Here is a 24905-nt window from a genome sequence, read left to right as displayed (position 1 = left end):
TTCCTGTCTGACGCGGGTGAACGGGTAATCGGTGCATCGACGAGGGGCGCGCGCGGCCGCCTGTGGCACCCGATAGGGACAGTATTGGGGCGGGACGCGCCGATTCCAATCCGTCGGCAGACAAATTATCAGATGTCGCGGCTTCGGTGGGTGAATCGCATGCGGCATGCGACGTGGGGCGTGCGACGTGAAGGCGGCCACGCGCGCTCGCGGCGCCTTCGGGGCGCCTGCCGCCGCTGAAGCGCTTCTGTGCGAAAGCGAACGGTGCGCATTGCTGCCCTGCCGCAATCTGACATGTCGCTAGCAGTGAGCGATGTTTCTGTCGGAGGTGTCGATGAACCCGCTTTCGCACGCTTTAAAGCGCAACGGCAACAACTTCGACCTCGTGCGGCTGTTGGCCGCCTTGGCCGTCGTGTATGGCCATTCGTATCTGCTCCAGGCGCCGGATGGCACGACCGACTGGGTGCAGAACGCGCTCGGCTTCGATGGCTTCGGCGCGTTCGGCGTCTACGCCTTTTTTCTGCTGAGCGGCATGCTGGTGACCGCCAGCTTCGACCGGCAACGCTCGGGGCCGCGTTTCGTCGCGTTGCGGATTGCACGGCTGTGGCCGGCGGTGGCGCTCGGCTCGGTCGTGACGGTGTTCATCATCGGGCCGCTTTTCACGACGCTGCCGCTGCGCGAATACTTCGCCTCCGGGATGACCTGGGCGAACCTCGACAACTTCTCCACCATCGTCCTGAAGACCCGCTGGACGTTGCCTGGCGTATTCGAGCATAACCGCATGCCGCACGAGATCTGCGCAACGCTGTGGACGCTGCCGCTCGAAGTGCGCTGCTATCTGATCGTGCTCGTGACCGGCATGCTGGGGCTGCTGTCCAGCCCGCGCGGCGTGCTGCTGGCGGCGGCGCTCGGCGGCGCCGCGATCGTGTTGCGCGTGCATCTGCCGCATCTGCAGCTGGGCGTGCGCGATTTCAGCCATCCCGCCAACGGCTATTCGTTCTGGCCGGAGCCGTTCTTCATCCTGGGGATGCTGTTGTACGGCTGGCGCGAGCGGGTGGACATCAACGGTCTGACGGCGCTGGGGTTCGCGATGGTGTTTCTGGTCTTTCGCGATACGGCCGGGGCGCAGCCGCTGTTCTATCTGGCCTTCGTGTACGGCGTGCTGTGGGTGGGAACGACGCCGACGCTGCGGCGCTTCGTGCCGCGTCACGACTACTCGTACGGTATTTATCTGTACGGGTTCATGGTGCAGCAGTGCGTCGCGAATATCGCGCCGCAGTTGAGCCACGTGATGTCGCTGGTGGTCGCCGCGCCGTTGATCCTCGTGAGCGCGGCGCTGTCGTGGCACCTTGTGGAACGGCCGGTGCTGACGTGGTGCCGCACGCGGCTTGCGCCGCAGCACAGGTCGTCGGCGGCGGGTATGGCTGCGGGAGATCGGGCGACGCGTTGAAGCGGCGCTGCCTGCGCGCGCGGCGCACCTCGAACCCTGGCGCGTGACTGCCGCTGTTTCCTGCGCCGAGCTTCTGTGCGTGAAGGCGGGCGCCAAGGTTCGCAGAAAGTCTCTTTTGCCGGCGAATCTGGTTCGCCGGCCGTCTTTTTCCGCGTGCCGCCGTTACGCCTGCGCCTGCGCTTCGCGCTCGGCGGCTTCGATCGTGTTGACGAGCAGCATCGTGATGGTCATCGGGCCGACGCCGCCCGGCACCGGCGTAATGTAGCCGGCCACTTCCTTGACGCCCGCGAAATCGACGTCGCCGCACAGCTTGCCAGCGTCGTCGCGATTCATGCCGACGTCGATCACCGTCGCGCCGGGCTTCACCATGTCGGCCGTCAGGATGTTGCGCAAGCCGGTGGCCGCCACGACCACGTCGGCGTTGCGCGTGTGCGCGGCCAGATCGCGCGTCTTGCTATGGCAGATCGTCACGGTCGCGCCGGCTTCGAGCAGCAGCAGCGCCATCGGCTTGCCGACGATGTTCGAGCGGCCGATCACCACCGCGTTCGCGCCTTTCAGATCGATCCCGTACGCGTCGAACATTTTCATCACGCCGTATGGCGTGCACGGACGAAACAGCGGCTGGCCGGTCATCAGCGCGCCGGCATTGGCGACGTGAAAGCCGTCGACGTCCTTTTCCGGCGCAATCGCCTCGATCACCTTGTGGCTGTCGATATGTTTGGGCAGCGGCAGTTGCACCAGAATCCCGTGGATGCGCGGATCGCGGTTCAGTTCGTCGATGCGCGCGAGCAGCTCGGCTTCCGGCAGGTCGGCCGGATAGCGGTCGAACGACGAGCCGAGGCCGTTGTCCTGGCACGCCTTGACCTTGTTGCGCACATACACTTCGCTGGCCGGATTGGCGCCGACCAGCACGACGGCTAGGCCCGGCTGATGGCCGCGGGCGGTGAGGGCGGCGGCGCGTGCGGCGACGTCGGCGCGCAGAGTCTTGGAAAGGGCGAGGCCGTCGATCAGTTTGGCAGTCATGGTCGGGTCGAGATGGGCAGTTTGGAAAGCGGGCCAAGGCGCGCACGCCTGAAGGCGCCCCGCGCGATGGCGCTTTTCAGCGGGAACGGGTCGGCACGTGAAAAGCGCGCGGCGCGAATCGGAGATATGCGCGGCTGCGAAGTCCGACATTATACCGGGCCTGTCTGACGCGCCACGCGGATTCGCGTCACGCACAGCGCGACCGGCAGGGCATCGCCTCCATGCCGCCGAGGCCATGCCTTACGGCTGCACCGCCTGCCAGCTCTCGTGCGGATCGAACGCTTTGACCGCCGCCGCTGCACGCGCTGTCTGAGGCCCGAGGTTCTTCTGATACACCTGAGCGTGCTGATTGACGGGTGCCCGCCGTGTACCGCACGTGGTGCCCGCATCGATTGTGCATCAGCACTTCTAAGGCAACGCGGAAGAAAACATGGAGGAAGGCGGGGAAAGCAAAACGGGGGAAGGGTGCCGCGCGCGGGTAGCGCAGGCGTGGAACCGCTGCGGGCCGGACGCTTCTGCAGTCCGGCCGTGAGCAATGCGATGGCTTTTTGCGGGGAATGCCGCCCGTCGGATTTATTGCGCGGGTTGCGGCTTGTTCGACAGCGCCAGTCGCAGCAGATCGGCGACCGTATTGACGTTGAGCTTTTCCATGATGTTCGCGCGATGCGCTTCGACAGTCTTGATGCTGATGCCGAGGTCGTCGGCGATCTGCTTGTTCAGACGGCCTGCGATGATGCGCTCGAGCACCTGATGCTCACGCGCGGTCAGCTTGCCCAGGCGCTCGGCGGCGGCGCGCTGCTGCTGCACGCTGGTGCTCTCGCTGCGGGCCTTGTCGAGCATGCGCTCGACAAGCTTGCGCAACTCGGCTTCGTCGAACGGTTTCTCGATGAAGTCCATCGCGCCTTTTTTCATCGTCGACACGGCCATCGGCACATCGCCGTGACCCGTCACGAAGATGATCGGCAGCGACGCGTTGTCGGCGATCAGGCGTTCCTGCAACTCGAGCCCGCTCATGCCTGACATGCGCACATCGAGGATCAGGCAGGCGATCTGGCCTGGATGCTGATGCGGCTGCCATGCGTCGATGAACTGCTCGGCGCTGGAGAAGCACTGCACGCGGTAGCCGTTCGCCTCCAGCAGCCAGCGCAGCGAATCTCGCACGGCCTCGTCGTCGTCGACGACAAAGACAGTTTCCTGTGTGGTGACTGGGCTGTTCATAGCTCTCCCGTAACGGTTTGTGGTGTCGGCGCCTCTGACCCGCCGTTGCTCGGGCCGTCAGGCTCTCCAATAGGCAGACTGCAATGGAACGTGGCGCCTGTGATGTGGCCGTCGGACTCGACGTTGTTCACCACCCACAGACGGCCGCGGTGCGATTCGATAATCGAACGGCAAATGTTCAGCCCCATGCCCATACCATCGGACTTGGTGCTGTAAAACGGTTCGAACAGCCGCTCGGCTGTCGCTTCGTCGACGCCCGGACCCTGGTCGACGACGCTGATGCAGACAAAGCCGCTCTCCAGCCGCACGACCACGCGGATCACCGGATCGACCGCGTTCGGGCGGGCTTCGGCCATCGCCTCGGCGCCGTTCTTCAGCAGGTTGACCAGCACCTGCTCGATCAGCACCGGGTCGACGTAGATCACCGGCAGGCGCGAGCGCAGATCGGTGACGATGCGAATGCGGCGCTTGCGCGTTTCGATCTCGGCGAGCCCCACCGCGTCCGCGACGATATCGGCGACGCGCGTGGCTTGCCGCTTCGGCTCGCTGCGCTTCACGAACTCGCGGATGCGCTTGATGATCATGCCGGCGCGCACCGCCTGCTGGGCGGTTTTTTCGAGCACCGGCAGCAGGTTGTCGGGCGTCGTGCGACCGGATTTAACCAGCGCGACAGTGCCGGAGCAGTAGTTGTTGATCGCGGCGAGCGGTTGATTGAGTTCGTGCGCGAGCGACGAGGCCATCTCGCCCATCGTCATCAGGCGGCTCGTGAACTGCAGCTTTTCGTCCTGCTGGCGCGCGAGTTCCTGTGCCCGTTTGCGGGTGGTGATGTCGGTCGCGATCTGCATCTGCGCGAGGTGGCCGTCCACCCACTGGATGTACTGACGGCGCACTTCGAACCACTTCTGGATGCTTTGCACGTAGATTTCCTGCGCATCGGCGGTGCTTTCGGTCAACGCGGCCGCGGGCAGGCCCGCGTAGGTATCCACCATATCGATCGAATCGGACGACGCCTGTGCGCTATCGAACCCGCCGCCCGCCAATTCCAGATGACCGTCCGGGCGGATGCCGAACAGGTGCCGGTAGTAGCGGTTGGCGAACAGCAACTCGGCTTCGTCGGCGGCCAGCACCGACACCGCGGCGTCGAGGCTTTCGAGCACGGTGGTGAAGCGTTCGTGGGCGGCGGCGAGTTCCTCGCGCGCACGCTTGGGCTCGGTGATGTCGGTCATCGACGACATCCAGCCGGTCTGGCGGCCCGAACTGTCGATCAGCGGCGATACATAAAGACGCGCATGGAATAGCGAGCCGTCCTTCCTGCGCACCCGCAGCTCGAACCCGGAGGACGGCGCCTTGCCGCGCAGCGTCATGTCGAGCTGGCGTTGCATCTCAGGATAGGCGTCGCGCGGCCAGTAGGCGAACGGCGCGTTTTTGCCGACCAGATCGCTTTCGTCCCACCCGGTCATGCGGCAGAACGCGGGATTGACGTGGGTGATGCGGCCGTGCATGTCGAGCACGCGCATGCCGATCAGCACCGAGTTTTCCATCGCGCGGCGAAAGAACGCTTCCGCGTACAGCGCCTGTTGTGCTTCGAAGCGCTGGCGCGTGTGCTTCCACAAACTCCACAAGCTCCACAACACGAAGCACGAGAGGCCCGCCACCAGCCACACCAGCGTGTTGTTGGTGAAGTTGGTCATCTGCGGGAACGCGTAGACACGCACCGAGATGCCCTGGCCCGGCGGATCGAGCGGCAGGTCATAGAACATGTCGCGCGGCAGACGCGGGCGGGTCGACGTGGTGGTCAACTCGCGGTTGTTCACGTCGATGATCGAGATCTTGTATTTGGCAGACAGCTCGGGCGGGATGTCGCGCTTGAGAATTCCTTCGACCGAGAACACCGCCGCAATCGCGCCGAGGAACTCGCGGTCACGGAACACCGGCGTTTGCAGCGTGATGTAGCCGTTGCCGAGGTCGTCGTAGATCAGCGGCGAATAAACCTGGCGGCGCGTGTCGCGCGCTTCGGCGAAGGCGGCTTTGACCGCTTCGTCCATCTGCGCGTCGTTGGGCCTCGCGAGCCGCTGGCCGAACACGGGCAGGGCGGTATTGGGCCAGCGCGGCTGCTGTGCGCTCGTGTACCAGTTCATGTAGAGGATCTCGGGATGCCCCTGCATGATGTCCGTAATGGACGCCTGGAACGAATGCGGATCGGCGTGGCCGGTGGCCAGATCGCGCGCGAGCGCCTGAATCTGTTCCTGCGCGCCGGTCATGGACAGGCGGATCTGCTGCTGCGCCCACGCGACGTTACGGTAGAGGGTGTCTTCCTGCTGCTGCTGTTCGCGCCGGTTGAGGCTCCACAGGATCAGGCTCATGACGACCAGGAAAACCAGGATCGACAGGAGCGGCGTCAGCAAATAGGAATTCGACCACCATGGTCCATGGTGCCAGCGGGAGGACGGCGTCGAATCGCCCGGCGAACCGGCGGTGCGCGCCGAGCGAGCGAAAAGCCGTTCGGTCAACATGCGTGGCATTGTAGCGCAGCGCGTGACTGACAAAAGGCGCAAAAAAGCACGGAAAGTGCCATTAATCGGCGCAAACTAGCCGACGTATCCGTCGATCGGCAGTCAAACCAGGTTGCGTCGCAGCAATTTTCCGCATTATGAGAATTGATCTCGTCATTTGAAAATTTTGTTGCGTGGACGTCGGGACCCTTATTACAATCGGCCGCAGTTGCCGCGGTCGTGCTTCGTCCGCGTCGTCTGTCCAAAGAGCGTTCCTCTATACCCAGGAGACGAGCATGTCCGCTGTACCCGACGAAGTCATGAAATATGTCGCCGCTGAAAAAGACGACGATCCCCAGGAAACCGGCGAATGGCTTGAGGCGCTGGATGGCGTGATTTCTGCTGTGGGCCCCGACCGTGCCCACTACCTGATCGAGAAACAGATCGAGTTCGCCCGCGTGCACGGCGAACATCTGCCGTTCTCGGCCAACACCCCGTACATCAATACGATTCCGGTTGCCCGCCAGGCGAAAATCCCCGGCGACCAGGACCTCGAACACCGCATCCGCTCGTACACGCGCTGGAACGCCATCGCGATGGTGCTGCGCGCGGGCAAGGAAACCAACGTCGGCGGCCACATCGCGTCGTTCGCTTCGGCGGCCACGCTGTATGACGTCGGCTACAACCACTTCTGGCACGCGCCGTCGGCCGAGCATGGCGGCGATCTCGTGTTCGTGCAGGGCCACTCGTCGCCGGGCGTCTACTCGCGCGCGTTCCTGCTTGGCCGCCTGAGCGAAAACCAGCTCGACAACTTCCGTCAGGAAGTGGGCGGCGAGGGCATCTCGTCGTACCCGCACCCGTGGCTGATGCCGGACTTCTGGCAGTTCCCGACCGTGTCGATGGGCCTCGGTCCGATCATGGCGATCTACCAGGCGCGCTTCATGAAGTACATGCAGGCGCGCGGCATCACGAAGACCGAAGGCCGCAAGGTCTGGGCCTTCCTCGGCGACGGCGAAACGGATGAGCCGGAATCGCTCGGCGCGATCGGCATGGCCGGTCGCGAACGCCTCGACAACCTGGTGTTCGTGATCAACTGCAACCTGCAGCGCCTCGACGGCCCGGTGCGCGGTAACGGCAAGATCATTCAGGAACTCGAAAGCGAATTCCGCGGCGCTGGCTGGAACGTGATCAAGGTGATCTGGGGCAGCCGCTGGGATGCGCTGTTCCAACGCGACAAGTCGGGCGCGCTGATGCGCCGGATGATGGAAGTCGTGGACGGCGAATACCAGACGTACAAGTCCGAGTCGGGCGCCTTTGTGCGCGAGCACTTCTTCAACACGCCGGAACTCAAGGCGCTGGTCGCCGAATGGTCCGACGAGGACATCTGGAATCTGAATCGCGGCGGCCACGATCCGCACAAGATCTACGCAGCGTTCCAGGAAGCGTCGAATTCGAAGGGCCAGCCGACCGTCATTCTCGCGAAGACGATCAAGGGCTACGGCATGGGCGAAGCCGGCCAGGCGATGAACATCACCCACCAGCAAAAGAAGATGCAGGTGGAGCAGCTGAAGAAATTCCGCGACCAGTTCCGTCTGCCGATCGCCGACGAAGACCTCGTCAACGTGCCGTACCTCAAGTTCGAAGAAGGTTCGAAGGAACTCGAGTACATGCGCGCTCGCCGCCAGGACCTCGGCGGCTATCTGCCGGCGCGTCGCCAGAAGGCGGACTCGCTGCCGGTGCCGGAACTGTCGGCGTTCGAGCCGCTGTTGAAGGGCACGGGCGAAGGCCGCGAGATCTCCACGACGATGGCGTTCGTGCGAATCCTGAACATCCTGCTGAAGGACAAGGCGCTCGGCAAGCGCATCGTGCCGATCGTGCCGGACGAGTCGCGTACCTTCGGTATGGAAGGCCTGTTCCGTCAGATCGGCATCTGGAATCAGGACGGCCAGAAGTACGTGCCGGAGGATTCCGACCAGCTCATGTTCTACCGCGAGTCGGAAAGCGGTCAGATTCTGCAGGAAGGCATCAACGAAGCCGGTGGTATGGCGGACTGGATCGCCGCCGCGACGTCGTACTCGACGCACGGCGAAATCATGATCCCGTTCTACATCTTCTACTCGATGTTCGGCTTCCAGCGTATCGGCGACCTCGCATGGGCGGCGGGCGACATGCGCTCGCGCGGCTTCCTGCTGGGCGGCACCGCGGGCCGCACGACGCTCAACGGCGAAGGTCTGCAACACGAAGACGGCCACTCGCTGTTGTGGGCCGCTTCGGTGCCGAACTGCATCAGCTACGACCCGACGTTCGGTTACGAACTCGCGGTCATCATGCAGGACGGTCTGCGCCGGATGGTGGCTGACCAGGAAGACGTGTATTACTACATCACGGTGATGAACGAAAACTACGAGCACCCGGCGATTCCGCAGGGCGACGCCGTAGCGGCCGACATCATCAAGGGCATGTACGCGTTCCGCAAGGCCGAAGCGGACAAGAAGGCACCGCGCGTGCAGCTGATGGGCGCGGGCACGATCTTCAACGAAGTGATCGCCGCCGCCGACTTGCTGAAGAACGACTGGGGCGTCGCCGCCGACCTGTGGAGCGTGCCGAGCTTCACCGAACTGGCCCGCGAAGGTCACGAAGTCCAGCGCTGGAACCTGTTGCACCCGACCGAAGAGAAGAAACTCTCGCACGTCGAGAAGCTGCTGAAGGACGCGCAAGGTCCGGTCATCGCATCGACCGACTACGTGCGCGCGCTGACCGAGCAGATCCGTGCGTTCGTGCCGCAGAAGTTCGTCGTGTTGGGCACGGACGGCTATGGCCGTTCGGACACTCGCGAAAAGCTGCGCCACTTCTTCGAAGTCGACCGCTACTGGGTCACGGTTGCCGCGCTGAACGCGCTGGCAGACGAAGGCACGATCGAACGCAAGGTGGTCGCCGAGGCGCTCAAGAAGTACAACCTTGATCCCGCCAAACCCAACCCGATGACCGTCTAAGGCATCATTCCCCGTGTGCCACGGTGCGCGCCTGCTTCTGATCGACAGAGGCAGGCTGCGTGCGCGGCCCAGGAGACACTAACAATGAGTCAAGCGATCGAAGTCAAGGTGCCGGACATCGGCGATTACAAGGACATTCCTGTGATCGAGGTGCTGGTGAAGGCGGGTGATACCGTCGAGAAAGAGCAATCGCTCGTTACGCTGGAATCCGACAAGGCGACCATGGATGTGCCGAGTTCGGCGGCCGGCGTCGTCAAGGAAGTGAAGGTCAAGGTCGGCGACAACGTGTCGGAAGGTTCGCTGATCGTCGTGCTGGAAGGCGCTGAAGGTGGAGCAGCGGCTGCGGCCCCGGCCCCGGCTCCTGCTGCCGCACCGGCGCCCGCGCCGGCTGCTGCGCCCCCACCCGCTGCGAGCGGCGGCGGCCTGCAGGAAGTCAAGGTGCCGGATATCGGCGACTACAAGGACATTCCCGTGATCGAAGTCGCGGTGAAGGTCGGGGATCGCGTCGAGAAAGAGCAGTCGCTGGTGACGCTCGAATCCGACAAGGCGACCATGGACGTGCCGAGCTCGGCCGCCGGGGTCGTCAAGGAAGTGAAGGTCAAGGTCGGCGATACAGTCTCGGAAGGCTCGGTGATCGTGGTCGTGCAAGCCGAGAGCGCGGCTGCCGCGCCGGCGCCCGCACCGGCTGCGAAGCCGGCGCCCGCCGAAGAGCCGTCCGATGCGCCGGCCACGCCGTCGCCCGCGCCGGCCGCACCGTCGGCGCTTGCGCAAGCACCGTCGATTCCGGCTGGCGAGGGCGGCACGCGCCACGCGAGCCACGCATCGCCGTCGGTGCGCAAGTTCGCACGCGAACTCGGTGTCGACGTCACGCAGGTGCAGGGCACGGGTCCGAAGGGCCGCATTACGCAAGCCGACGTGACCGCCTTCATCAAGGGCGTGATGACCGGCCAGCGTGCGGCGCCCGCAGGTGCGGCGCCGGCCGCTGCAGGTGGCGGCGAGCTGAATTTGCTGCCGTGGCCGAAGGTCGACTTCACCAGGTTCGGTCCGATCGATCCGAAGCCGCTGTCGCGCATCAAGAAGATTTCGGGCGCGAACCTGCATCGCAACTGGGTCATGATTCCGCACGTCACGAACAACGACGAAGCGGACATTACCGAACTCGAAGCGCTGCGCGTGCAGTTGAACAAGGAAAACGAAAAGGCCGGCGTGAAGATCACGATGCTGGCGTTCGTGATCAAGGCCGTGGTGTCGGCCCTGAAGAAATTCCCGACGTTCAACGCGAGCCTCGATGGCGACAACCTCGTGTTCAAGCAGTACTACCACGTGGGTTTTGCCGCCGATACGCCGAATGGTCTGGTGGTGCCGGTGATTCGCGACGCCGACAAGAAGGGGCTCGTCGAGATCGCGAAGGAAATGACGGATCTGTCGAAGGCCGCACGCGACGGCAAGCTCAAGCCGGATCAGATGCAAGGCGGCTGCTTCTCGATTTCATCGCTCGGCGGGATCGGCGGCACGCATTTCACGCCGATCATCAACGCGCCTGAAGTCGCCATTCTCGGTCTGTCGCGTGGAGCGATGAAGCCGGTGTGGGACGGCAAGCAGTTCGTGCCGAAGCTGATGTTGCCGCTGTCGCTGTCGTATGACCATCGGGTTATCGACGGCGCTGAAGCTGCGCGCTTCAATGCGTATCTTGGGGCGCTTCTTGCCGATTTCCGGCGTGTGATTCTTTGATGGTGATGTTGCGCGGGGCGCTGACTGTTTGTCTGTGATCCGCGCACTTTTGTAGAACCTGCATTCCTGTCGGTCTATTGGCGTCGCCCCTCTGCGGGGCGGCACTTACTTTTCTTTGTCTTCCAAAAAAAGTAAGCAAAAGAAAGGCGCGTCCTTCGGCGGTCAGCAAAGGATGGTTCTGTCCGTCGCGCTGCGAGCTTTTGGGCGCATGGGGTAGGTTCTTCGCACATCACGATCAATAAGAGAAGGGGACAACATGAGTCTCGTCGAAGTAAAAGTACCGGATATCGGTGACTTCAAGGACGTCGATGTCATCGAAGTCAATATCAAAGCGGGCGACGTCATCGAGAACGAACAGGCGCTGATGACGCTCGAATCCGATAAGGCTTCCATCGAAGTGCCGAGCGATACCGCCGGTACCGTCAAGGAAGTCCGCGTCAAAGCCGGCGACAAGGTCTCGCAAGGCACCGTGATCGCGCTCGTCGAAACGTCGGCGGACGCGGCGCCCGCCAAGGATGCACCGAAGGCCGCGGCCAGCGAGCCTGAAAAGGCTCCGGCGCAGGCTGCCGCAGCGCCCGCGCCGAAGCCGGCGGCGCCCACGCCCGCTCCGCAAGCCGGCAGTTTCGCGGGCAGCGCGGATATCGAGTGCGACATGCTCGTGCTCGGTTCGGGCCCCGGCGGCTATTCGGCCGCGTTCCGCTCGGCCGACCTCGGCATGAAGACGGTGCTGGTCGAGCGTTATTCGACGCTCGGCGGCGTGTGTCTGAATGTCGGCTGCATTCCGTCGAAAGCGTTGCTGCATACGGCGCTCGTGATCGACGAAGCCGAAGCGCTCGGCTCGCACGGCATCACGTTCGGCAAGCCGCAGATCGATCTCGACAAGCTGCGCGACTTCAAGTCGGGCGTCGTCAAGAAGCTGACCGGCGGCCTCGCGGGCATGGCCAAGGCACGCAAGGTCGAAGTGGTGACGGGCACCGGCGCGTTCGTCGATCCGAACCACATGGAAGTGCAGACCGAAGGCGGCAAGAAGGTCGTCAGGTTCAAGCAGGCGATCATCGCCGCGGGCTCGGAAGCGGCGAAGCTGCCGTTCATTCCGGAAGACCCGCGCGTGGTCGATTCGACCGGCGCGCTCGAATTGCGGCAGATTCCGCAGCGCATGCTGGTGATCGGCGGCGGCATCATCGGCCTCGAAATGGCGACAGTGTATGCAACGCTCGGCGCGCAAATCGATGTGGTCGAAATGCTCGACGGCCTGATGGCCGGCGCGGACCGTGATCTGGTCAAGGTGTGGGAGAAGTACAACAGCAAGCGTTTCGCGAACGTCATGCTGAAGACCAGGACCACCGCAGCCGAAGCGAAGGACGACGGCATCTACGTGTCGTTCGAAGGTGAGAAGGCGCCGGCCGAAGCGCAGCGCTACGACCTCGTGCTGGTCGCCGTCGGCCGTACGCCGAACGGCAAGCGGATCGGCGCGGACAAGGCGGGCGTCGCGGTCACTGATCGCGGCTTCATCGACGTCGACAAGCAGATGCGCACCAATGTGCCGCACATCTTCGCGATCGGCGATGTCGTCGGTCAGCCGATGCTCGCGCACAAGGCGGTGCACGAAGGGCACGTCGCCGCCGAAGCCGCGCATGGCGAGAAGGCGTACTTCGACGCGCTGCAGATTCCGTCGGTGGCCTACACCGATCCGGAAGTGGCGTGGGCCGGCAAGACTGAAGACCAGTTGAAGGCCGCGGGCATCAAGTACGGCAAGGCGGTGTTCCCGTGGGCGGCTTCGGGCCGCGCGATCGCCAACGGACGCGACGAAGGCTTCACGAAGCTGCTGTTCGACGAGGAAACGCATCGCGTGATCGGCGGCGGGATCGTCGGTCTGAATGCGGGCGACCTGATCAGCGAAGTCTGTCTCGCAGTCGAAATGGGCGCGGATGCGACCGACATCGGCAAGACGATTCATCCGCACCCGACGCTGGGCGAATCGATCGGAATGGCCGCCGAGCTGTATGAAGGCGTCTGCACCGATTTGCCGCCGCAGAAAAAGAAGTAAAGCCGTTCGGCCGGCCCGCTTGCGGGCGGGTTCGAAAGAGCAAAGAGAAACGGCGCGTCCCGTCCGGGAACGCGCCGTTTCTTTTCATCGGGCAACAGGGCAGGGCGCCTGTCGTGCCGCCATGACACTCGCGGCGGTGGCTTACGCATGCTCGCCGCCTCATGTCCGGCAGCCGGCCAAAAAAATCCCGGCTTTTGGCCGGGCAAACGATACGCTGTTCAACGTATCGGAGCGTTCGGCCAATCAAACCGTGTGAGCGGCAACGGCACGACGCTGTTGCTTACGATAACGCCGGCACTGCTTGCGCGGTGCTGGCGTGAGGTACTGCCCGAAAGCGATGCCTGAAACTTAGACTGCTTTCTTGGCCGAACGCGATGCTTGCGCAGCGGCTTGCGAAGCGGCCTTCGACGCGGCGGTAGCGGCTGCGTTGAAGTTGCTTTCGGCGATTTCAACAGCTTGCTTGGTTGCTTTGTGAACCGTTTCGTACGTGGTGTTGGCGGCGGTGATTGCCGACTTCATCACGGCGACGGCGGTTTCCGAACCGGCCGGTGCATTCTTCGCGACGTTTTCGACGAGCGACTGCACCTTGCGGTTTTGCTCTTCGAACTGGGCTTCCGCGACGCGGGTGAATTCACCTTGCGTTGCCGAAACGATTTCATACACGTGGCGGCCATACGACAGCGCCTTTTCAGCCACCGGCTGTGCGAGGCTCGCCTGCAGCGCCAGCAATTCCTGCGCGTCCTTGACCGACAGCGCGCGTTGGGCATTTTCCTGGCTTTCCGCGAGCGTCGACTTGACGACTTGCAGATTCAGCTCAACCAGCTTTTCGACGCCTTCAAATGCTTTGGTCGTCAGGCCGAACAGCGTTTCGAAGTTGGCTTTCTGGGCTGCGGCGAATTGCTCAGGGGTCAGCAGAGTCATGGTTTACGCTCCTGGATTGCGGTCTGTCTGCGCGGACCGCATTGGGTGGGGGCGAGACGGAAGGTCGTCTCCCCGGGCCGCGATGTATTGTGCATCGCAGCAATGTCCTCATTTTAAGATGACCACAGCGAATGTCAAGCGATTTTTGTGCGGCGCACAATTTTAAGAAAATGCTGACAAAACAACACGTTATGCAGTAAGCATGTCATTCGTGTGACGCCGGATGATTTGACTGCTGCACCGCGCTGGTGCGGCACAAATCGATATTCGGGACGAGTTCGGTGAGGTTTTTCTTCCGCCACAGCGGGATCGGCCGGGGAACGGTAACATCCGCATCTCACGAAAAGTCGTGAAATGACAATTCAGTGTAAACCGCCAACTGTCACGGAACGTTAATGCTTCATGCCGGTCGAATGCGCGTTGGCGGTCTCCAGCAGGTGTTTACAAGATGAGCAGAGGCCCCAACGACGTCTGCCGCGTCGGCGGCTGCACCTGCCGGTGCTCCAACCGTAGTTCCCCTCATCAAGGTTGTCTCGAAATTGCCGTTAAGCTGCAAAAATCCGTCGATTCGGTGGATGGCGACAAGGGCGAGGCCCAGCGCGTTGCCGATCGTTTTTTTCGATCGACGCGCGGCACTTATTTGTCTTTTTGCGATCGGAGCTTACAAGCCGGTTTAAGGAGCGCTTATAAGTGCTTAAAATTGCTAATTTTTCGTTGTTTTACTACACTTGCGGAAACTTCTCGCCGCTCCCTACCGAACACCCATGAAAACCGACATGTTTTCGTCGCTAAAAGTGATCCACGGCGCGGCCCGCAGCACCGCTCTGTCGGTGGCCGTCTCCCTGGTCGTCGCAGCGGCGTTCGCCACGCCTGTCAGCAGCTTTGCCGCCACGGCTGCTGCGACCGCAAAAACTTCCAAACACGCTAAAGCCGCGAAGAAGCCGGCCGCCGCTGCCGCCACCGCCAAGGTGTCGGGCAAGTCGGCGAAGGCCGGTAAAGGCGCGGCGGTGAAAACCGCAGCCGCCGCGGACGACGATGCGCCGCGTGCCAGCGCGAGGCGCAAGCGCGTGAGCTTCACGTCGAACGGCCGTCATCACTCGGTGGTGCGCCGCGTCGCGTATGAGCCGCGCCAGCCAACCGTCGGCCAGGCTTTCGGCCTGCACGAAACGCCGGACGCGCTGATGTTGCGCTCGAGCGTCGCCTACGTGATCGACCAGAATTCCGGCGAGCCGCTGTTCGACAAGAACTCGCGCGCCGTGGTGCCGATCGCGTCGATCACCAAGCTCATGACGTCGATGGTGGTGCTCGATTCGAAAGAGTCGATGACTGACCAGATCGAAGTTACCGACGAAGACCGCGACTACGAGAAGAACACCGGCTCGCGTCTGTCGGTGGGCTCGGTACTGTCGCGTGAGGACATGCTGCACATCGCGCTGATGGCCTCGGAAAACCGAGCCGCCGCTGCGCTCTCGCGGTATTTCCCAGGCGGCCGTCCGGCGTTCCTCGCCGCGATGAACGCGAAGGCCAAACAACTCGGCATGACCGACACTCACTTCGAAAACCCCACGGGTTTGACGAGCCAGAACGTGTCGAGCGCGCGCGACCTCGTGAAGATGGTCAACGCGGCGTACCAGTACCCGCTGATCCGCAAATTCTCGACCGATCGCAGTTACGAGGTGTACACCGGCAAGCGTTCGCTGGCGTACAACAGCACCAATGCGCTGGTGCGCAACCCGACGTGGGACATTGGTCTGCAGAAGACCGGTTTCATCAACGAGGCGGGCGAGTGCCTCGTGATGCAGGCGACCATTCATGGCCGTCCGATGATCATGGTGCTGCTGGATTCGTCGGGCAAGTATTCGCGTTTCGCGGACGCCACGCGTCTGCGCACGTGGCTCGATAACGGCGGCGACCAGCCGCGTATCACCAGCGCGGATGCCAGCGGTCCCGGCACCTGAAGTGGGACGTTGCGGCGGCCGGTTCTCAGGACGGCCGCGCGTGAATAAAAAAAGCCTCGCATTTTCGCGAGGCTTTTTTCATTGCAACGGTGCAGGCGTGGCGGCCGTCTCAGGCGTGATGACTGCGCGAATGATCATGAGGCGCCTGTGGCCGATAGCCGAGCGCTTCGGAAATCATCAGCGCCGTCTGGCTGAGCTGCCCGAGCCACGAGTCCTGCAGGCGGTCTGCCGGTGCCGATAACGACAGGCCGGCGACCAGCTTGCCGGTGTCGTCGTAGATGCCGGCTGCGATGCAACGCACGCCCAGTTCCAGTTCCTCGTTGTCGCGCGCGCAGGCCTGCTGGCGCACGTGCGACAGCTCGCGCTCCAGCTTGCTCAGGTCGGTGATGCTGTTCTGCGTGTGGCCCGACAGGCCGGTGCGCGTGGCGTAGGCTCGCACGCGGTTGGATTCGTCGGCGGCGAGGAACAGCTTGCCCACCGAAGTCAGATGCAGTGGCGCCCGCCCGCCGATGGCCCGCACCACCTGCATGCCGGAACGTTCGGAATAAGCGCGTTCGATATAGACGATTTCGTCGCCCTGACGTACCGACAGGTTCACCGTTTGGCCGGTCTGCCGGTGCAACTCGCGCATTGGCGTCAGCGCCGCGTCGCGCACCGACAGACGCGCCTTCACCAGATTGCCCAGTTCGAGCAGGCGCATGCCGAGACGGTAGGTGCCGGGATCCGAGCGGTCGACCAGCCGGCACATCACCATGTCGTTCAGGATGCGGTGCGCGGTGGACGGGTGCAACTCCGTGCGGATAGCGAGTTCTTTCAGGCTGACCGGGTCGCTATGCGCCGCGAGTGCATCGAGCAGGCGCATCATGCGTTCGATCACCTGGATCGAAGTTTTGGGATCCGGGTTCGTATCGCTCATGGGCAGAATCGGTTGACGCGTCAAACAGCGGAAATTGATTGTATCTCGTATAGTGAAAAAAGCGAACGCGGTTCGAAGGCTGCTCGAATTTGCGAGACGTTCGTCCTATGCCTTCCGGCCGTTGGTATTGTGCGCCAAACAGCGGATAATCAGGGACGTTTTCCCGAAGGAGGGCTCATGCGAGTCGGATTGTTCGTCACCTGCCTGGTCGACCTGATGCGTCCCGAGATTGGCTTTTCGGTCATCAAACTGATCGAAGGCGCCGGTTTCGAGGTGGTGGTGCCACCGGCGCAGACCTGTTGCGGGCAGCCCGCGTACAACTCGGGAGAGCGGCGCATTGCGCGCGATCTGGCCGAGAAAACCTTGCGCGAGTTCGAACAGTTCGACTACGTGGTGGTGCCGTCGGGGTCGTGCGGCGGCATGATGCGCGTGCACTACGGCGACCTGTTCGCCGACGATCCCGAACTGATGAACCGCTACGGCCGGGTGCGCGCGAGGGTGTTCGAGCTGACCGATTTCCTCGTCAACGTGGCCAAAGTGCAATTGCAGCCGGGCGAGTTTGCGGGCCACGTAACGTACCACGACTCCTGCTCGGGGTTGCGCGAACTCGGCGTAAAGAGCCAGCCGCGCGCATTGCTCGCGCAGGTGGGCGTCGCGGTGACGGAGATGAAGGATTGCGAGCATTGCTGCGGTTTCGGCGGCACCTTCGCGGTCAAGTACGGCGATATCTCGACGGCGATCGTCGACGAGAAGTGCGCGAATATCAGTGCGAGCGGCACCGGCACGGTGGTGCTCGGCGATCTTGGCTGCATGCTCAACATCGAAGGCCGTCTGCGGCGAACCGGGGACTCGACCACTCGGGTGCTGCACATCGCTCAGGTGCTGGCGGGAGACATATAAGGCGCGTGGCCGTTGGTCGCCGCCTGCCGCTTGTCGTTCCACTCGCGCCATTTATTTCACGCATATCGACTCGCGCGTTCCGGTGCCGCGCGTCGCGTTTTCGAGTCCGCTCAAGGCCGCCATGCAAATCCAATCGATGCAGTTCAAGGCTCGCGCCGGTCAGAAACTTGCCGACCAGCGGTTGCAGCAGAACCTGACCAAGCTGTCCACCAAGTTCGTGTCGGCCCGCGCCACGGCAATGACCGCGATCGACTTTCCCGCCACTCGCGCGGCGCTCAAGGAGCGCCGCAATCGCGCGCTGGACAATCTCGACGTGTGGCTGGAAAACTTCGAACGCGAGGCAAGCCGGCGTGGCGTGACGGTACTGTTCGCCGAAACGACCCAGGAGGCGGCGCGGCTCGTCGGCGACATCGCGCGGCGGCACGACGTCAAGAAGGTGATCAAGACGAAGTCGATGGTTACCGAGGAAATGCGCCTGAACGAGGTGCTCGGGCAAATGGGCGTGCAGTCGATCGAAACCGATCTCGGCGAATACATCCTGCAGATCAACGACAACGAGCCGCCCAGTCACATCATCGCGCCGGTCGTCCATAAGGATAAGGACGAGATCGCCGACCTGTTCGCGAGGACGCATGGCCGCCCGCGTCTGACGGAGATTCCCGAGATGACGCGCGAAGCGCGCGAGATGCTGCGGCCGCACTTCATGAGCGCGGACATGGGCGTGACGGGCGGCAATTTCGTGGTGGCGGAAACGGGCTCGGTCGTCCTCGTCACGAACGAGGGCAACGAGGGCATGTGCACGGTGATGCCGCGCGTGCATGTCGCCGTCACCGGCATCGAAAAGGTGCTGCCGACGCTCGAAGACCTTGCGACGGCGATGCGCCTGCTGCCGCGCTCGGCGACCGGGCAGAGCACGTCGAACTATTTTTCCGTGCTGACCGGACCGCGCGGCGAGGGCGATCAGGACGGCCCCGAGCACATGTACGTGGTGCTGGTCGATGGCGGGCGCACGGGGCTGATCGGCGGTGATTTTCAGGAGATGCTCAGGTGCATCCGCTGCGGCGCCTGCATGAATCATTGCCCGGTTTATCAGAAGGTCGGCGGCCACGCATATGGATGGGTTTATCCCGGGCCGATGGGTTCGGTATTGACGCCGAGCTATGTCGGCATCGACAAGGCGCTGGACTTGCCGCAGGCCGCGACCTTGTGCGGCGAGTGCAATAGCGTGTGCCCGGTGGGGATTCCGCTCTCCGATTTGCTGCGCAAGTTGCGGGAGAAGCAGGTGGAGCGGCGTCTGCGTCCGTGGAGGGAGCGCACCGGGCTGGCCGTGTGGGGTTTTATGGCGTTGCATCCCGACGCTTATGCGCTCTTTACCAAGCTGGCCGTGCGCGTGCTCGAGCGGATGGGTGGACGCAATCGTTCGATTGCTAAATTGCCGCTGGGCGGCGCGGGCTGGACCAACACGCGCGATATGCCGGCGCCGGTCGGCCGGACGTTCAGGGAGTTGTATGCCGCGCAGCGTAGTCATATTGGCTGAGCTGAACTGGCGTTGACGAGCGGCGTTGCGCGTAGCCGTGCGCAATCGCTGGCGGCTCGGCAGGGCGCGCCGCACCGGCAACCCGTACGGGCAAAGGGATCGAGTAAATGAGATTGGCAAGCCGCCGCTGAGGCGCGGCGACTCAAACTCATTTATCGGGCGTGGGGATCGCCACTCGGGGGTGAAGCGTGCGAAACCGATGCCGCATCGCATCGCATCGCACGCGGCGCTCAATGCTGCGTCATCGCTCCACCGGATTGACGACCGGACGTGTCTCTGGCCGGCCTTGTGCGGTCACCGCTGACGCGCCCGCCGCCATTGCCCGCCTGCTGCTGCGGCGCTGACTGGGGCGGCGGACCTCCCGCGCCGGGGTGTGGTGCATTCGACCCGCTAGGTCCACGCGGCCCGCCAGCCGCGCCCTGCGGAGGCGGCCCGCCGTTCGGCTGCCCATGGCGACCGCCATTGTCGCCGCGGCTGTCATGGTTTCCATGTTCGTCATTATTCGGCCGACCCCGATCAGGGTAGCCCCGGTAGCCGGGCCCCGGCCCGTAGTATCGCCCCGGCCCGCCGTAGTAGCCGGGGCCGGAGTAGTTGCTATATCCCATATAGACATTGGCTTGCGGCACGACCGGCCCGCCGGTGGCGTAGCCGTCATAACCGTCATATCCGCTATAGCCGTTGCTATACATCGGCGTGCCGTCCGGATAGACCGCGCAGCCGCCAAGCAGGGCGGCGACCAGGAGGCCAGTAAGGGGTGCAAGACGTTTCATGATGAGTCAGTGCGAGAGGATTACTTTGTAAGACCGCCATTATCCCTGTCCGTCATAAGCAGTTTGTATATGTTTGTAAGGATTTCTTTTTCGTGCCAACGTGCGCCGCGCGGCTGCAGCACGTAATCAACAATTGACTGTTCCGTTTGGAGCAACGCTGTATCTCGTACCGGCGGGTTTTTCCTGATTGTGAATTCCTATAGCATTCGCACTGGGCATAGTGCGTCACAAGCTCATGCGCCCCTAATTGGAACGAACACATCATGAAAAAGACAATATCGGTGTACTGGCCCCTTGCCATTGTTGTGCCGCTCGCTGCGGCTGCTTACCTGCATGTTTGCGGCAGTGCCGCCTCGCGCGCTCCTCAGATCACGCTGGACGCTGATCAACTGACCGCGGAGCTCGCGCGCGCCGTCTCGTACGGCATGATCGACGCCGCTTCGGCCCTGCCGGCCAAGCCAATGCGTGCCACGGCCTCAATGCCGCTTGCCGAGGCATCCTGAGTTCAGGGCACGATAACTTGCTGACCGCTCATGCGGGCTGTCCATCGGACTAGATGCGAGTTATACCCAAGGCCGCCGCGACGACCTTCGGCGAGAATGTGTCCGGCTTTGTATAATCGCGGCACTGTTTATTAACCATCAGTCTCGCCTGAAGAAAGCGCCCGAAACTTCGATGAAAACCGTGTCCGTCTGCTTCGTGTGCCTGGGGAACATCTGCCGTTCGCCGACGGCGGAAGGCGTGATGCGCCATCTGGTCGATGAGGAGAAACTCGCGGAGCGCATTCTGATCGATTCCGCCGGCACGGGCGACTGGCACATCGGTGCGCCACCCGACGAGCGCGCGCAGCATGCGGCGGGGCAGCGGGGTTATGAACTGGCCGCCTTACGCGGTCGGCAGATCGCCGCCGCCGACTTCGAGCGCTTCGATCTGCTGATCGCGATGGACGACAAGAACGTCGCCGCGCTGCGCCAGATCTGCCCGCCGGCACAGCGCGACAAGATCCGGCTGTTGATGGAATTCGTCCCGGAAGCGGATGGCCGTTGGGGCGGCGCCCGCGAAGTCGTCGATCCGTATTTCGGCGGCGCGGAAGGCTTTGAGCAGGTACTGGATCAGTGCGAAGTCGCCTGCCGCGGTTTGATCGCCGCGTTGCGTCCCCAATTGCTCGCGTAGTTCCCGTAGCAGCGCATTCAGGTTCGTCGCTTATTAAGTAAATGACCCACTTCGCAACAGGGATACTTGACTAAATCGCTCATGTATTTATACTTGACCAAACTTGTCGAGAATTGCGGTTCCCACACCATATGAGACTCACCACGAAAGGCCGTTTCGCCGTCACGGCGATGATTGACCTGGCGCTGCGCCAGGAGCAGGGCCCGGTGACGCTTGCGGGTATCAGCCAGCGCCAACATATCTCCCTGTCGTACCTCGAGCAGCTGTTTGGCAAGCTGCGTCGTCACGAAATCGTCGAGTCCGTGCGCGGGCCGGGCGGCGGCTACAATCTGGCCCGCCGCGCCGAAGACGTGACGGTGGCCGACATCATCATCGCGGTCGACGAGCCGCTCGATGCCACCCAGTGCGGCGGCAAGGGCTCGTGCGAAGGCACCAAACAGCACGACGGTCACTGCATGACGCATGAATTGTGGTCGACGCTGAACCAGAAAATGGTCGAGTACCTCGATTCGGTCTCCCTGAAGGATCTGGTCGATCAGCAGCGCTCGCGCGAAGGCGCGCCAGCGGTGCTGCGCGACAGGCGCAACGAAGCGCCGGCGGTCGAGCCTGTTCGCCCCGCGCCGAAAGGGCCCAATTCCGTTTTCAACATGGCCGGTTCGTGAGGCGCGGTATCTAGCATTCGCCGCTGCCTGATCAAGAACCTAGAAGCCAGAGCACAATGACGTCCCCGGAGCAATTGATGAACAACGACTCTCTCCATCTGCCCATTTACATGGACTACAGCGCTACGACGCCGATCGATCCGCGCGTGGTGGACAAGATGATTCCGTATCTGCGCGAGCAGTTCGGCAACCCCGCATCGCGCAGCCACTCGTATGGCTGGGACGCGGAGCGTGCGGTCGAAGAAGCGCGTGAGAACGTCGCCGCGCTGGTCAACGCAGACCCGCGCGAAATCATCTGGACCTCGGGTGCAACGGAGTCGGACAACCTCGCGATCAAGGGCGCGGCGCACTTCTACAAGAGCAAGGGCAAGCACGTCATCACGGTAAAGACAGAGCACAAGGCCGTGCTCGACACCTGCCGCGAACTCGAGCGTGAAGGCTTCGAAGTCACGTATCTGGACGTCAAGGACGACGGTCTGATCGACCTGGAAAAATTCAAGGCCGCGCTGCGCCCCGACACAATTCTGGTATCGGTGATGTCGGTGAACAACGAGATCGGCGTGATCCAGGACATCGAGGCAATCGGCGAAATCACCCGCGAAAAGGGCATCATTTTCCACGTCGACGCGGCGCAAGCCACCGGCAAGATCGCCATCGACCTGCAAAAACTGAAGGTCGATCTGATGTCGTTTTCGGCACACAAGACCTACGGCCCGAAAGGCATCGGCGCGCTCTACGTGCGTCGCAAGCCGCGTATCCGCATCGAAGCGCAGATGCACGGCGGCGGTCACGAGCGCGGCATGCGTTCGGGCACGCTGGCCACGCACCAGATCGTCGGCATGGGCGAAGCATTCCGCATCGCGCGCGAAGAAATGGCGACGGAAAACGAGCGCGTCCGTATGCTGCGCGACCGTCTGCTTGCCGGCCTGTCGGAAATGGAAGAAGTGTATGTGAACGGCGACATGGAAAAGCGCGTACCGCATAACCTGAACATCAGCTTCAATTTCGTCGAAGGCGAATCGCTGATCATGGCGGTAAAAGACGTGGCGGTGTCGTCGGGCTCGGCTTGCACGTCGGCCTCGCTGGAGCCGTCGTACGTGTTGCGCGCACTCGGCCGCAACGACGAACTCGCGCACAGCTCGATCCGCTTCACGGTGGGCCGCTTCACGACCGAGCAGGACGTCGACTACGTGATCAACCTGCTGAAGAGCAAGATTTCGAAGCTGCGCGACTTGTCGCCGCTGTGGGAAATGCACAAGGACGGGATCGATATTTCGACCATCCAGTGGGCAGCGCACTGACGCGCCGTTTGGACGACGTCGGATTCATCGAATTGCAAATTGCAGGTTGAAACGGATCAAGGAGTGTAATCATGGCTTATAGCGACAAGGTTCTGGACCACTACGAAAACCCGCGCAACGTCGGTTCCTTCGCGAAGGACGACGATACGGTCGGCACTGGCATGGTCGGCGCGCCGGCCTGCGGCGACGTGATGAAGCTGCAGATCCGCGTGGGCGCGGACGGCGTCATCGAAGACGCGAAGTTCAAGACGTACGGCTGCGGTTCGGCAATCGCGTCGAGTTCGCTCGTCACCGAATGGGTGAAGGGCAAGACGCTCGATCAGGCAATGTCGATCAAGAACACGCAGATCGCCGAAGAACTGGCGCTGCCGCCGGTGAAGATCCACTGCTCGATCCTCGCGGAAGACGCGATCAAGGCAGCGGTCGCCGACTACAAGCAACGTCACGGTGAAGCAGCGGTCGAAGGCGACAAGCAGCACGCTTGAGCGATCTTTGCGGCGCGGGGTTGAGCGCGATTGAGTGACAGGAAGCGGGCGGGGCAGATTCAACGCGCCGTCCAGCATGAGCGATATTTGATGCAGGCAGGGCAGCAGGGCGCAAGACGCCACGCGGGGGCTCGACACCCGTACGGCGCGCGCACTGCGCAATGAGAAACGCTATGGCAATTACGTTGACCGAGAAGGCAGCACAGCACGTCCAGAAGTATCTGATCCGTCGCGGTAAAGGCGTCGGGCTGCGCGTCGGCGTGCGTACGACCGGTTGCTCCGGCTTGGCCTACAAGCTCGAGTACGTGGACGAACTCGCACCCGAAGACCAGGTGTTCGATTGCAACGGCGTGAAGATCATTGTGGACCCGAAGAGCCTCGCCTATATCGACGGCACGGAACTCGACTTCGCACGCGAAGGGTTGAACGAAGGCTTCAAGTTCAACAACCCGAACGTGAAGGACGAATGCGGCTGCGGCGAGTCGTTCCGCGTGTAAATCCGAAGACTTCCGCGTGCAGCGGATCAAAGGCGGCGCGGGCCGCCTTTTTAATTTGATCTGCACATCCGCCGCCGCATGGCCTGGCTGGTTGGACGTTTCACGCCCGGCCACGCATTCGCTTTCGAGCCACATTTTTAGACTGCACTCCGGTGCGCTTTCATCAACGGACTTTTAATCCGATGGCCTCGCTGAACGACAGCCACTTCGATCTGTTCGATCTGCCGGCGCAATTCGCGCTCGATGCGGCGACGCTCGATCACGCGTACCGCACGGTGCAGGCGCAAGTGCATCCGGACCGCTTCGCGGCCGCCGGCGACGCGCAAAAGCGCATCGCGATGCAATGGGCGACGCGTGCGAACGAGGCGTATCAGACGCTGCGCGACCCGCTCAGGCGTGCCACGTATCTGCTGTCGCGGCGCGGCATCGATGTCGGCGCGGAGAACAACACGGCGATGGAGCCGGCGTTCCTGATGCAGCAGATGGAGTGGCGCGAAAGCATCGAAGACGCGGCCGCGGCGAAGAACGTCGATGCGCTCGACGCCCTGCTCACGGAGCTGCGCGACGAAGAGCGCGTGCGGTTCGGCAAGCTCGGCGCATTGCTCGACAGCGGCGCGAACCAGGCGGCGGGCGAAGCCGTGCGGCAGTTGATGTTCATCGAGCGGGTGGCGTCCGAAATCGGCGTGCAGATCGAGCGGCTCGAGTATTAGCATCCGACGTGCCGTGAGCGGGTTTCCGTAGAACACGATCGCAGACGCAACCTGACATGAAGCAACGCACCGGCCAGCAGCCGTAGCATTACATCCAGCAACGCGAAAATTCAGGACGGGG

At 62.9% G+C, this 24905-nt stretch carries 20 protein-coding genes and 1 pseudogene; 14 read left to right on the top strand and 7 right to left on the bottom strand.

Annotated features, from left to right (window positions below; all coding sequences use genetic code 11):
• The first annotated feature begins 334 nt into the window (after positions 1-334).
• Positions 335-1450, top strand: a complete 1116-nt coding sequence (locus HV770_RS15740) for an acyltransferase family protein (RefSeq protein ID WP_175160958.1) — start codon at positions 335-337, stop codon at positions 1448-1450.
• 162 nt (positions 1451-1612) lie between these two features.
• Here the strand turns inward: HV770_RS15740 and folD are convergent, their stop codons facing one another.
• The 4 genes and pseudogenes from folD to fixL all read right to left on the bottom strand — a co-directional run bounded on the left by folD (position 1613) and on the right by fixL (position 6204).
• Positions 1613-2473 carry a bifunctional methylenetetrahydrofolate dehydrogenase/methenyltetrahydrofolate cyclohydrolase FolD gene (gene folD, locus HV770_RS15735; protein WP_175160956.1) on the bottom strand — a complete coding sequence of 287 codons (861 nt, stop codon included), beginning with the start codon at positions 2471-2473 and terminating at the stop codon, positions 1613-1615.
• 240 nt (positions 2474-2713) lie between these two features.
• A pseudogene (locus HV770_RS15730) lies at positions 2714-2827 on the bottom strand (DUF2950 family protein); the annotation flags it as partial.
• Between the two features lie 219 nt (positions 2828-3046).
• Entirely contained in the window at positions 3047-3691 is a 645-nt protein-coding gene (fixJ, locus tag HV770_RS15725) for an oxygen response regulator transcription factor FixJ (protein WP_006051254.1), read from the bottom strand.
• Positions 3688-6204, bottom strand: a complete 2517-nt coding sequence (gene fixL, locus HV770_RS15720) for an oxygen sensor histidine kinase FixL (RefSeq protein WP_217468608.1) — start codon at positions 6202-6204, stop codon at positions 3688-3690. The genes fixJ and fixL overlap by 4 nt, the downstream gene beginning before the upstream one ends.
• Positions 6205-6479: 275 nt before the next feature.
• On the opposite strand from fixL, the gene aceE reads away from it, so the two are divergent.
• The 3 genes from aceE to lpdA all read left to right on the top strand — a co-directional run bounded on the left by aceE (position 6480) and on the right by lpdA (position 12954).
• On the top strand, positions 6480-9176 hold the full coding sequence (gene aceE / locus HV770_RS15715) for a pyruvate dehydrogenase (acetyl-transferring), homodimeric type (protein ID WP_175160952.1): 2697 nt from the start codon (positions 6480-6482) through the stop codon (positions 9174-9176).
• 84 nt (positions 9177-9260) lie between these two features.
• Positions 9261-10907, top strand: coding sequence for a dihydrolipoyllysine-residue acetyltransferase (aceF, locus tag HV770_RS15710; protein ID WP_175160951.1), 1647 nt, complete (start codon positions 9261-9263; stop codon positions 10905-10907).
• 256 nt (positions 10908-11163) lie between these two features.
• Positions 11164-12954 carry a dihydrolipoyl dehydrogenase gene (gene lpdA, locus HV770_RS15705; RefSeq protein WP_175160949.1) on the top strand — a complete coding sequence of 597 codons (1791 nt, stop codon included), beginning with the start codon at positions 11164-11166 and terminating at the stop codon, positions 12952-12954.
• 348 nt (positions 12955-13302) lie between these two features.
• Here lpdA and HV770_RS15700 read toward each other — a convergent pair whose 3' ends face one another.
• Positions 13303-13875 (bottom strand): phasin family protein, encoded by a 573-nt coding sequence (locus tag HV770_RS15700; RefSeq protein ID WP_095418901.1) that lies wholly within the window; start codon positions 13873-13875, stop codon positions 13303-13305.
• A 764-nt stretch (positions 13876-14639) separates the two neighbouring features.
• Between HV770_RS15700 and pbpG the strand changes: the two genes are divergently transcribed.
• The gene (pbpG, locus tag HV770_RS15695; protein WP_175160947.1) at positions 14640-15833 is read left to right on the top strand and encodes a D-alanyl-D-alanine endopeptidase; all 1194 of its coding nucleotides are present in this window, start codon (positions 14640-14642) and stop codon (positions 15831-15833) included.
• A gap of 109 nt (positions 15834-15942) precedes the next feature.
• Here pbpG and HV770_RS15690 read toward each other — a convergent pair whose 3' ends face one another.
• A complete protein-coding gene (locus HV770_RS15690; protein WP_175160945.1) occupies positions 15943-16749 on the bottom strand; it encodes an IclR family transcriptional regulator in 807 nt (268 codons plus the stop codon).
• 177 nt (positions 16750-16926) lie between these two features.
• Between HV770_RS15690 and HV770_RS15685 the strand changes: the two genes are divergently transcribed.
• Positions 16927-17649 (top strand): (Fe-S)-binding protein, encoded by a 723-nt coding sequence (locus HV770_RS15685; RefSeq protein WP_175160943.1) that lies wholly within the window; start codon positions 16927-16929, stop codon positions 17647-17649.
• A 121-nt stretch (positions 17650-17770) separates the two neighbouring features.
• Positions 17771-19186 carry a lactate utilization protein B gene (locus HV770_RS15680; RefSeq protein WP_175160941.1) on the top strand — a complete coding sequence of 472 codons (1416 nt, stop codon included), beginning with the start codon at positions 17771-17773 and terminating at the stop codon, positions 19184-19186.
• A 230-nt stretch (positions 19187-19416) separates the two neighbouring features.
• Here HV770_RS15680 and HV770_RS38665 read toward each other — a convergent pair whose 3' ends face one another.
• Positions 19417-19956 (bottom strand): hypothetical protein, encoded by a 540-nt coding sequence (locus HV770_RS38665; RefSeq protein ID WP_246290930.1) that lies wholly within the window; start codon positions 19954-19956, stop codon positions 19417-19419.
• A 263-nt stretch (positions 19957-20219) separates the two neighbouring features.
• On the opposite strand from HV770_RS38665, the gene HV770_RS15675 reads away from it, so the two are divergent.
• The 7 genes from HV770_RS15675 to hscB all read left to right on the top strand — a co-directional run bounded on the left by HV770_RS15675 (position 20220) and on the right by hscB (position 24784).
• Positions 20220-20459 (top strand): hypothetical protein, encoded by a 240-nt coding sequence (locus tag HV770_RS15675; RefSeq protein ID WP_121317304.1) that lies wholly within the window; start codon positions 20220-20222, stop codon positions 20457-20459.
• 172 nt (positions 20460-20631) lie between these two features.
• On the top strand, positions 20632-21129 hold the full coding sequence (locus tag HV770_RS15670; RefSeq protein ID WP_175160939.1) for a low molecular weight protein-tyrosine-phosphatase: 498 nt from the start codon (positions 20632-20634) through the stop codon (positions 21127-21129).
• Positions 21130-21260: 131 nt separating this feature from the next.
• A complete protein-coding gene (iscR, locus tag HV770_RS15665) occupies positions 21261-21791 on the top strand; it encodes a Fe-S cluster assembly transcriptional regulator IscR (protein WP_175160937.1) in 531 nt (176 codons plus the stop codon).
• A gap of 77 nt (positions 21792-21868) precedes the next feature.
• On the top strand, positions 21869-23092 hold the full coding sequence (locus HV770_RS15660) for an IscS subfamily cysteine desulfurase (protein WP_175160935.1): 1224 nt from the start codon (positions 21869-21871) through the stop codon (positions 23090-23092).
• A gap of 71 nt (positions 23093-23163) precedes the next feature.
• On the top strand, positions 23164-23577 hold the full coding sequence (gene iscU / locus HV770_RS15655; protein ID WP_175160933.1) for a Fe-S cluster assembly scaffold IscU: 414 nt from the start codon (positions 23164-23166) through the stop codon (positions 23575-23577).
• Positions 23578-23750: 173 nt separating this feature from the next.
• Positions 23751-24074 (top strand): iron-sulfur cluster assembly protein IscA, encoded by a 324-nt coding sequence (gene iscA / locus HV770_RS15650; protein ID WP_175160931.1) that lies wholly within the window; start codon positions 23751-23753, stop codon positions 24072-24074.
• Between the two features lie 182 nt (positions 24075-24256).
• Positions 24257-24784 (top strand): Fe-S protein assembly co-chaperone HscB, encoded by a 528-nt coding sequence (gene hscB, locus HV770_RS15645; protein ID WP_175160929.1) that lies wholly within the window; start codon positions 24257-24259, stop codon positions 24782-24784.
• The last annotated feature ends 121 nt before the right edge of the window (positions 24785-24905 follow it).

This window comes from Paraburkholderia fynbosensis, assembly GCF_902859935.1.
GTDB lineage: Bacteria > Pseudomonadota > Gammaproteobacteria > Burkholderiales > Burkholderiaceae > Paraburkholderia > Paraburkholderia fynbosensis.
Note: the sequence above shows the minus strand (reverse complement) of the source record. Positions and strands in the feature narration are given on the sequence as shown.

Bases quoted from the DNA above. Each gene is read 5' to 3' on its own strand.
- HV770_RS15740 (WP_175160958.1), top strand. From the start codon at position 335: ATGAACCCGCTTTCGCACGCTTTAAAGCGCAACGGCAACAACTTCGAC.
- folD (WP_175160956.1), bottom strand. From the start codon at position 2,473: ATGACTGCCAAACTGATCGACGGCCTCGCCCTTTCCAAGACTCTGCGC.
- fixJ (WP_006051254.1), bottom strand. From the start codon at position 3,691: ATGAACAGCCCAGTCACCACACAGGAAACTGTCTTTGTCGTCGACGAC.
- fixL (WP_217468608.1), bottom strand. From the start codon at position 6,204: ATGTTGACCGAACGGCTTTTCGCTCGCTCGGCGCGCACCGCCGGTTCG.
- aceE (WP_175160952.1), top strand. From the start codon at position 6,480: ATGTCCGCTGTACCCGACGAAGTCATGAAATATGTCGCCGCTGAAAAA.
- aceF (WP_175160951.1), top strand. From the start codon at position 9,261: ATGAGTCAAGCGATCGAAGTCAAGGTGCCGGACATCGGCGATTACAAG.
- lpdA (WP_175160949.1), top strand. From the start codon at position 11,164: ATGAGTCTCGTCGAAGTAAAAGTACCGGATATCGGTGACTTCAAGGAC.
- HV770_RS15700 (WP_095418901.1), bottom strand. From the start codon at position 13,875: ATGACTCTGCTGACCCCTGAGCAATTCGCCGCAGCCCAGAAAGCCAAC.
- pbpG (WP_175160947.1), top strand. From the start codon at position 14,640: ATGAAAACCGACATGTTTTCGTCGCTAAAAGTGATCCACGGCGCGGCC.
- HV770_RS15690 (WP_175160945.1), bottom strand. From the start codon at position 16,749: ATGAGCGATACGAACCCGGATCCCAAAACTTCGATCCAGGTGATCGAA.
- HV770_RS15685 (WP_175160943.1), top strand. From the start codon at position 16,927: ATGCGAGTCGGATTGTTCGTCACCTGCCTGGTCGACCTGATGCGTCCC.
- HV770_RS15680 (WP_175160941.1), top strand. From the start codon at position 17,771: ATGCAAATCCAATCGATGCAGTTCAAGGCTCGCGCCGGTCAGAAACTT.
- HV770_RS38665 (WP_246290930.1), bottom strand. From the start codon at position 19,956: ATGAAACGTCTTGCACCCCTTACTGGCCTCCTGGTCGCCGCCCTGCTT.
- HV770_RS15675 (WP_121317304.1), top strand. From the start codon at position 20,220: ATGAAAAAGACAATATCGGTGTACTGGCCCCTTGCCATTGTTGTGCCG.
- HV770_RS15670 (WP_175160939.1), top strand. From the start codon at position 20,632: ATGAAAACCGTGTCCGTCTGCTTCGTGTGCCTGGGGAACATCTGCCGT.
- iscR (WP_175160937.1), top strand. From the start codon at position 21,261: ATGAGACTCACCACGAAAGGCCGTTTCGCCGTCACGGCGATGATTGAC.
- HV770_RS15660 (WP_175160935.1), top strand. From the start codon at position 21,869: ATGAACAACGACTCTCTCCATCTGCCCATTTACATGGACTACAGCGCT.
- iscU (WP_175160933.1), top strand. From the start codon at position 23,164: ATGGCTTATAGCGACAAGGTTCTGGACCACTACGAAAACCCGCGCAAC.
- iscA (WP_175160931.1), top strand. From the start codon at position 23,751: ATGGCAATTACGTTGACCGAGAAGGCAGCACAGCACGTCCAGAAGTAT.
- hscB (WP_175160929.1), top strand. From the start codon at position 24,257: ATGGCCTCGCTGAACGACAGCCACTTCGATCTGTTCGATCTGCCGGCG.